This is a genomic window from Aphanizomenon sp. CS-733/32 (assembly GCF_028330045.1).
In the GTDB taxonomy this organism is placed as follows: domain Bacteria; phylum Cyanobacteriota; class Cyanobacteriia; order Cyanobacteriales; family Nostocaceae; genus Dolichospermum; species Dolichospermum gracile.
This window is the reverse complement of record NZ_JAQMSE010000002.1, coordinates 1-7,127: the sequence shown is the minus strand read 5'-3', so window position 1 is coordinate 7,127 and position 7,127 is coordinate 1. Positions and strand designations below refer to the sequence as shown.

The 7,127-nt window shown below is 34.6% G+C and carries 13 protein-coding genes; 8 read left to right on the top strand and 5 right to left on the bottom strand.

Features of this window, described 5'->3' with window-relative positions:
- Both PN471_RS00110 and PN471_RS00105 read right to left on the bottom strand, forming a co-directional pair.
- Positions 1–145 (bottom strand): type II toxin-antitoxin system PemK/MazF family toxin (locus PN471_RS00110; RefSeq protein WP_271775161.1); only part of this gene is annotated, 145 nt, incomplete at its 3' end.
- On the bottom strand, positions 135–365 hold the full coding sequence (locus PN471_RS00105; protein WP_271775160.1) for a hypothetical protein: 231 nt from the start codon (positions 363–365) through the stop codon (positions 135–137). The genes PN471_RS00105 and PN471_RS00110, both read right to left, overlap by 11 nt.
- A gap of 126 nt (positions 366–491) precedes the next feature.
- Between PN471_RS00105 and PN471_RS00100 the strand changes: the two genes are divergently transcribed.
- Positions 492–1,349, top strand: a complete 858-nt coding sequence (locus PN471_RS00100; RefSeq protein ID WP_271775159.1) for a hypothetical protein — start codon at positions 492–494, stop codon at positions 1,347–1,349.
- Positions 1,350–1,408: 59 nt separating this feature from the next.
- On the opposite strand, the gene PN471_RS00095 is transcribed toward PN471_RS00100, so the two are convergent.
- Together PN471_RS00095 and PN471_RS00090 are read right to left on the bottom strand one after the other, a co-directional pair.
- Complete coding sequence (locus tag PN471_RS00095; protein WP_028082239.1) at positions 1,409–1,750, bottom strand: DUF5615 family PIN-like protein; 342 nt, start codon at positions 1,748–1,750, stop codon at positions 1,409–1,411.
- Positions 1,747–1,980 (bottom strand): DUF433 domain-containing protein, encoded by a 234-nt coding sequence (locus PN471_RS00090; RefSeq protein WP_027402866.1) that lies wholly within the window; start codon positions 1,978–1,980, stop codon positions 1,747–1,749. The genes PN471_RS00095 and PN471_RS00090 overlap by 4 nt, the downstream gene beginning before the upstream one ends.
- Positions 1,981–2,028: 48 nt before the next feature.
- Here PN471_RS00090 and PN471_RS00085 point away from each other — a divergent pair, with 48 nt between their 5' ends.
- The 7 genes from PN471_RS00085 to PN471_RS00055 all read left to right on the top strand — a co-directional run bounded on the left by PN471_RS00085 (position 2,029) and on the right by PN471_RS00055 (position 6,834).
- Positions 2,029–2,970: a hypothetical protein gene (locus tag PN471_RS00085; protein WP_271775158.1), complete on the top strand. Its 942-nt coding sequence runs from the start codon at positions 2,029–2,031 to the stop codon at positions 2,968–2,970.
- Positions 2,971–3,068: 98 nt separating this feature from the next.
- On the top strand, positions 3,069–4,034 hold the full coding sequence (locus tag PN471_RS00080) for a DNA-methyltransferase (protein WP_271775157.1): 966 nt from the start codon (positions 3,069–3,071) through the stop codon (positions 4,032–4,034).
- Entirely contained in the window at positions 4,031–4,993 is a 963-nt protein-coding gene (locus PN471_RS00075) for a hypothetical protein (protein WP_271775156.1), read from the top strand. Before PN471_RS00080 ends, PN471_RS00075 begins: the two co-directional genes overlap by 4 nt.
- A 252-nt stretch (positions 4,994–5,245) precedes the next feature.
- Complete coding sequence (locus PN471_RS00070) at positions 5,246–5,437, top strand: hypothetical protein (RefSeq protein WP_271775155.1); 192 nt, start codon at positions 5,246–5,248, stop codon at positions 5,435–5,437.
- Complete coding sequence (locus tag PN471_RS00065; protein ID WP_193898045.1) at positions 5,430–5,798, top strand: type II toxin-antitoxin system PemK/MazF family toxin; 369 nt, start codon at positions 5,430–5,432, stop codon at positions 5,796–5,798. Before PN471_RS00070 ends, PN471_RS00065 begins: the two co-directional genes overlap by 8 nt.
- Positions 5,799–5,939: 141 nt before the next feature.
- Complete coding sequence (locus tag PN471_RS00060; RefSeq protein WP_271775154.1) at positions 5,940–6,419, top strand: Panacea domain-containing protein; 480 nt, start codon at positions 5,940–5,942, stop codon at positions 6,417–6,419.
- Positions 6,400–6,834, top strand: a complete 435-nt coding sequence (locus PN471_RS00055; RefSeq protein WP_271775153.1) for a hypothetical protein — start codon at positions 6,400–6,402, stop codon at positions 6,832–6,834. The genes PN471_RS00060 and PN471_RS00055 overlap by 20 nt, the downstream gene beginning before the upstream one ends.
- Before the next feature lie 34 nt (positions 6,835–6,868).
- On the opposite strand, the gene PN471_RS00050 is transcribed toward PN471_RS00055, so the two are convergent.
- A partial coding sequence (locus PN471_RS00050; protein WP_271775152.1) for a type II toxin-antitoxin system PemK/MazF family toxin occupies positions 6,869–7,127 on the bottom strand: 259 nt, incomplete at its 5' end.

Below are 7,127 nucleotides of genomic sequence, written 5' to 3'. Positions count from 1 at the left end.
TACTGGTAATCATAGCTATAATAGTTTGCGATAAACCAGTACCAATATTGTTAGATTGAACAACTAAAGCAGGACGACGTTTAGCAGTTTTTAAGTTTGAGTCTGGGAACAAAACCAGCACTACTGAACCACGATTATAAGCCATCGTAAACTTCCATCTCTGGTTGTTCCCAATCTTGTGCAAAACATTGTAATCTAGCTCTTAATTTTGCGGCTTGTTCTTCATTAATTCCGCGAGATGACAAATCTACGGAAGCGTTGGTATCGAGAAAAGTTACAATTACTCGCGCTGTATTTATGCCTGTTGGCGTTTCGATTAGCTCAATTTTCCCGTCTTTGTAAATGCCTTCGATTGACTGTAACATTAGTTTAATTTTTGGGGTAAACTACTTTTGAAACTATGCTTTTGGTAGTAACATAATTATTATATAATATTTTTGATGTTTAGTGTGATTTTTGTACAAAACAAATGTGATTTTTAATAAAATAAAATGACTCGACAATCCCATGATCAATTCGCCAAAGAATATCTAGAGGAATTATTAACACCTTTAGGAACAATTAAAAAAAGCGAAAAGGTTAAAAGTGAAATTCAAGAAATTGATGTTTGGTTTGAACCATTTCCTTCTAACACTCAGGAAAATCTACCTTTAGGTTTATTAGGGAAGATGGCAAAAACTCAATGTTTATTTGAGCCTTTTCGCAATCCACCATCGGAAATAGAAATTCGTAGTTGTTTACTTAAATTATATGCTGTTCATGGTGATGTAGTTAGGAAAGCAAAACGCGAAAACAGAAATATTGCTGAATCAGAATTACCGATTTTATGGATTTTAACACCAACTTTTTCAGATCGGATGATTGCGGGTTTAGGTGCAAATGAAATTGTAGAAGATTGGGTTCAAGGTGTTTATTTTCTACCGAATATATTGAAAACAGCAATAGTTGTAATTCATCAATTACCAGAAAATGAAGATACGTTATGGTTGAGAGTTTTGGGGAAAGGAGGAACACAAAAAAGAGCAGTAGAGGAGTTAACTGAATTACCGGAAAATAACCCTTTTCGAGAGAATTTGTTAGAAATTCTAGCGGACTGGCGCAAGAATTTAGAATTGAGAGATAATTTAAGTAGGGAAGAAGAGGAAGTAATTATGAACTTATCACCGGCTTATTTACAACAAATAGAAGACTGGAAGCAAGAAGGAAAGCAAGAAGGACAACTTTTGTTGATAACTTCTCTTCTGGAAGGTCGTTTTGGTAGTTTGGATGCTGAGTTGAGTGCGATAGCGAAGCGCACCGAAGGTATCGCTTGCAGGATGATTTTGGGAGTGCGATCGCTTATAGGATGATTTTGAGGAGTACGATAGCGAAGCGCACCGAAGGTATCGCTTTGAGATAAAGTAATTATTTACCGATTATTACTAATTTCCACAATCATTTCTCCTTGCCGTAATTGTTCCAAAGCATCAGGTAAAGTAATTGTCAGAAGTTGACGCAGATTGCGATTCGTCACATTTCCACAAGTTAACCAAAGGATTTGAGGAGGTATTCCTAACCGACAAACCAAATCAACAAAATCACTGTCTTTCGTCATGATTATGACATTAGCGATTTTTGCAGATTCAAAAATTTCGATATCTTTAGCATCACGTAAACCAATATCTCTTAATGAAAATGCTTCTATAGCAAAAGTATCTGTTACCCAAATTGCCAATGTTGGTGGTAACTGTGCATCAATCCAAATTTTCATGCTGTCAACCGCACAAAATCAGTCCGTCGTGCAGCAAACACAAGACAAGCTTGGATATCTTCCGGTTCTAAATCAGGAAAGTCTTCTAAAATTTCGCTAATGCTGACATTTTCTGCTAACATTTCTAAAATGTCGCTAACTCTAATTCTCATTCCGCGAATGCAAGGACGACCCCCACATTGACCAGGTATTTGTGTAATACGAGTTAATAATTCGTTCATTGAGTTAATTAGTGATTTTCATAAAGAATATTGTACCATTATTTTTGATATAATGAAATGACTCGACAATCTCATGACCAATTCCCTAAAGAATATCTAGAGGAATTATTAACACCTTTAGGAACAATTAAAAAAAGTGAAAAGGTTAAAAGTGAAGTTCAAGAAATTGATGTTTGGTTTGAACCATTTCCTTCTAACATTCAGGAAAATCTACCTTTAGGTTTATTAGGTAAGATGGCAAAAACTCAATGTTTATTTGAGCCTTTTCGTAATCCACCATCGGAAATAGAAATTCGCAGTTGTTCACTTAAATTATATGCCGTTCATGGTGATGTAGTTAGGAAAGCAAAACGCGAAAATAGAAATATTGCTGAATCAGAATTACCGATTTTATGGATTTTAACACCAACTTTTTCAGATCGGATGATTGCGGGTTTAGGTGCAAATGAAATTGTAGAAGATTGGGTTCAAGGTGTTTATTTTCTGCCGAATATTCTGAAAAAAGCAATAGTTGTGATTCATCAATTACCAGAAAATGAGGATACATTATGGTTGAGAGTTTTGGGGAAAGGAGGAACACAAAAAAGAGCAGTAGAGGAGTTAACTGAATTACCGGAAAATAACCCTTTTCGAGAGAATTTGTTAGAAATTTTAGCGGAATGGCGCAAGAATTTAGAATTGAGAGATAATTTAAGTAGGGAAGAAGAGGAAGTAATTATGAACTTATCACCGGCTTATTTACAACAACGGGAAGAGTGGAAACAAGAAGCCAGGGAGGAAGGAAAGCAAGAAGAAAGAGAAGAAGGAAAAGAGGAAGAAAGATTTTCTTTGATAACTTCTCTTCTGGAAGGGCGTTTTGGTAGTTTGGATGCTGAGTTATCTGGTTTGGTGGAAAAGATTGCTAATATTCCTATTTCTGAACGCACTCAGTTACTTCTTTCTTTGGGTAATTTATCCCGTGAGGAGTTGTTACAAAGATTGAGTAATGAGAAAGTTTAGGTTAGTATATTCTTTAGCAGTTTGAGGAGATTTCCCAAACTGCTGATGCTGTAAGTAATTTTTAATCCTGTTTATTGAACTTGTGAGGATAGATGAGATTGAGCAGTTCTGATAATGCGTTAAACGTAATACAACAGTCTCTAAATCTTGGAGTTGTAGAGGCACAAATTAGTGAACAACAATTACTACCACTAACAAAAGGATTCCAACTACAATATACCCATCCTCACGGACAAATTTATCAAGGTAATTCCCTAGATTGGCTGGCATCTCTTGATTCAGAAAGTGTTGATCTAGTTTTTGCTGACCCACCTTATAACATTAAAAAGGCTGAATGGGATAATTTTGAGAACCAAGAAAAATATATCGAGTGGTCAATTCAATGGATTAGTGAAGTTTCCCGTATTCTCAAGTCCACTGGATCTCTTTACGTTTGTGGTTTTTCTGAAATATTAGCTGATTTAAAATATTCAGTATCCAAATATTTCAAAAATTGTCGTTGGTTAATTTGGCACTATAAAAACAAGGCTAATTTAGGTAGTGATTGGGGACGATCACATGAAAGTATTATTCATTTTCGTAAATCAGATCAAGCGAAAATTAATGTTGATGATGTGCGAATTCCTTATGGCGCACATACATTAAAGTATCCTTCCCATCCTCAAGCAGAAACAAGTGCTTATGGAAAAGGTAAAACTAAAAAAAATAATAACTGGACACCTAACCCAAAAGGTGCAAAACCTAAAGATGTAATAGAAATTCCTACTACTTGTAACGGAATGGGTGAAACAACACCTCATCCAACTCAAAAGCCAGAAGAATTATTGAGAAAATTTGTTCTTGCATCATCTCAGGAAGGAGATTTGATTATTGATCCATTTTCAGGATCGGGAACAACTGTTGTAGTTGCAGAACAACTTAACCGTCGTTGGATGGGATGTGATCTTAATATTGAGTATAATAATTTGGCAATTAACCGATTAGAAAATGTCCGTCGCATGACAAAGGAAGAATGGATCGCCTTTGATCGCAAAAATTCAGAACGCAGGGAGTCTATTCGATGAGATTAGAAGATTTAGTAAATCATGCAGTGAACAAAGAAAATTTTCAGACTATTCAAAACTATATTTATTTTTGCAGAGACTATCTAGGATTTATAGCGAATGGCTTACAAGCTAGAATAGTTTCACAAAATGAAAATTATTACCAATTTTATCAATACACGAATGATGGTTATTACAATATAACTCGTCCGATCAATACTAACTTAATGTATGATAGTGAAACATTTGAAATTGCTTCTAATCAGTTTTTACAAGCTCTTGATCAGTTACGAGATAGACAACTACCGGAGGACTCATTACGTCAGGTTTTAATCTGTACAATCTATACGATTCAGCAAGCTATTGGTGCTACCCTCGATGCATTACCTTCTGGAAAGTCTAACCAAGCCCGTAAAGTAAATGGGGATCTTTTTGAGCGTCTCATTCGTCTTTTAATTGCATCTTTAAATGTAGATTGTGTTTCTGGAACAATACAAGTTCCAATTAAAGATGATAATGGTGTAATTTTGTTTAATACGACCTATCAGCATGACTTGTTGATTAGTGAAGACAATGAACTCAAGATTATTGGTTCTGTTAAAACTTCGAGTAAAGACCGTATTGATAAAATTTTTGTAGATAAGTTTTTATATAATAAGCTAACTAGCACTGCTTTACCTCACATTGCAATTTTCTTAAACGATGTACAAAGAAAGAAAACAAAGCAACAAAATCCCTATGGGATTAATGCAACATTTTTGCCAGGACACTTTAAAGCTTACACCATTAAACTAAACCCACTTGACGGTGTATATTACTGCGATATTCGCCCGAATATGATTACAGATGGATTACTTTCTCAGCATATTAAAACTATTGATAATTTCTTTTATCGTGATATTTGGAATTTGCTGAGTAGTCATGGACAGTCTTTAGAAGAAGTTGAAATTGAGGAAAGTGAAAATAAGGAAAGCGAATAATATTTATCTTGCGGACATTTTAGTTTAAGCAATAAAACACAATATTTTAAACATTACTTGCCGTTTTTATACACAAGGTTTGTTTCTTAATCCAGCTTTGAGAAAATCTACAAACTGACAAATCAGTGATTGTGCGATCGCTTCTAGGGTGATTTTGGAGAGTGCAATAGCGAAGCACTCCGTAATAGTGTAATTTTGGAGAGAGTCATATCAAGCTTATGTTATGATATTTCCATATATAGGAAAAAAGCTATGACTGCTTTAGTACAAGAACTTCTGAATACATTCGACCGCTTGACAGACTCAGAACGGTTAGATTTGGTGTTAGAAATTTTAAAGCGGACAGTTGATTTAGATTTTTCGCCCTTATCTGATGAAGATTTAGTCATGAATGCTGAGGGACTTTTTCTTGATTTAGATGAGGAAGAAACGACCTATGAGTAGTCCTGAACGTGGAGAAGTTTGGTTAGTAGATTTAGGTTATGTGGCAAAAGTCAGACCATGTTTAGTAATTAGTATTCCTGCACTAGATCAAGATCGTGCATTAGCTACTCTCGTACCACACACAACCAGTTCACGTGGTTCAAGATTTGAGGCACAAATCAAAACTAATTTTCTTCGAGAAGGAGTATTTGATGTCCAAAATATCATCACGATTCCTCATGCAAAGCTTTTACGCAAATTGGGAAATATAACACCAGAACAAATGCTGGAGTTAGAACAGGTGCTACTATTTTGGCTGGGATTTGACGAAAAAAAGTTCAAGATGATGATGAGTAGTCTGTGCGGCAAGTTGATAATTTAGTGCTTGTAGGATGATTTTGGGAGTGCGATCGCTTGAATTTGAGATAAAATGGAACAAGGGGAAATTAGATATTGCTAGGTTCAGTATAGGAATCCTAATTTAGAATAGATATTACTTACCCTAAATGTTTAAATTAGTACCATGATTTCAACAGTCGGAACTTCACAATTAACAGCAGAAACAATTGCCAATTACTTTATTTGGCAAGCTAGAGAAACAGGTTCATATATCAGCAACTTGAAACTGCAAAAACTTGTTTACTATGCTCAAGCTTGGTATTTAGCTATTTATGATCAACCTTTATTTGATGATGATTTTGAAGCATGGATTCATGGTTCAGTAATTCCTAAATTATATGAACAATATAAACAATTTGCATGGATGCCAATTTTAAAAGAAGTTGAAAAACCAAATTTTTCTGATGAAATTAAGGAGTTCTTAGAACAAGTCACAGAAATTTATTTTGGTTGTGATACTTTTGAATTAGAGCAAATGATTCATCGAGAAGATCCTTGGATTAATGCTAGAGGTAATCTGCCTATGGATGCCCCCTGTAATGCAATTATTAGTAAAGAGTCAATGAGGGAGTATTACAAGCAACGTGTCGCAGAAAAAGAATAAAATTAAAAAACTGAATATTAATCAAAGTTCATCACTAGGGATAAACCCGACAAAAATTGAACCTGCGAAAGGAATTAGTTTCTCCTACACTTATTTTCAATATGATAATAATAAGTTTTCGATTAAGGATAAAGATGCTAAATATTTACAAACTTTGCTTCAGAGATTGCGAGATTTATCAAGTATGACAGTCAAAGAAATGACGGTAAAGAATGCCAAAAATTTGCGTTGTCATCCTATAAACTGGAAAGATACCACTGAAACTGGTTTTGGTCTTCTGAATGAAGAACAGTTAGTAGATACACCATATCAGTTTCAACTTTCATCCAATGAATATGGTAGAGTTCATGGGTTTTTTATTGAAAATGTGTTTTATATTGTTTGGTTAGATCCAGATCACAAACTTTATTCTTAAATTTTAGATTACTTGTTAGAGTGAGAACTGTATTTTAAATTTCTAATGTATGTCTGAGTGCTGCATCTACTAAAGACATTTCTAAGCAAGTACCAATAACTCTATCTATTTCTGTATCTAAAACAGTTGCTAGATTATCTGTCATAATCACTGAATCAGTACTTAATCCCGTTTGTTTTCCTTCTGGTGTTGCTATATTCACAAATACTCTGCTAGGGTGTCCAGCACGGGAAACATTACTGGTAATCATAGCTATAATAGTTTGCGATAAACCAGTACCAATATTGTTAGAT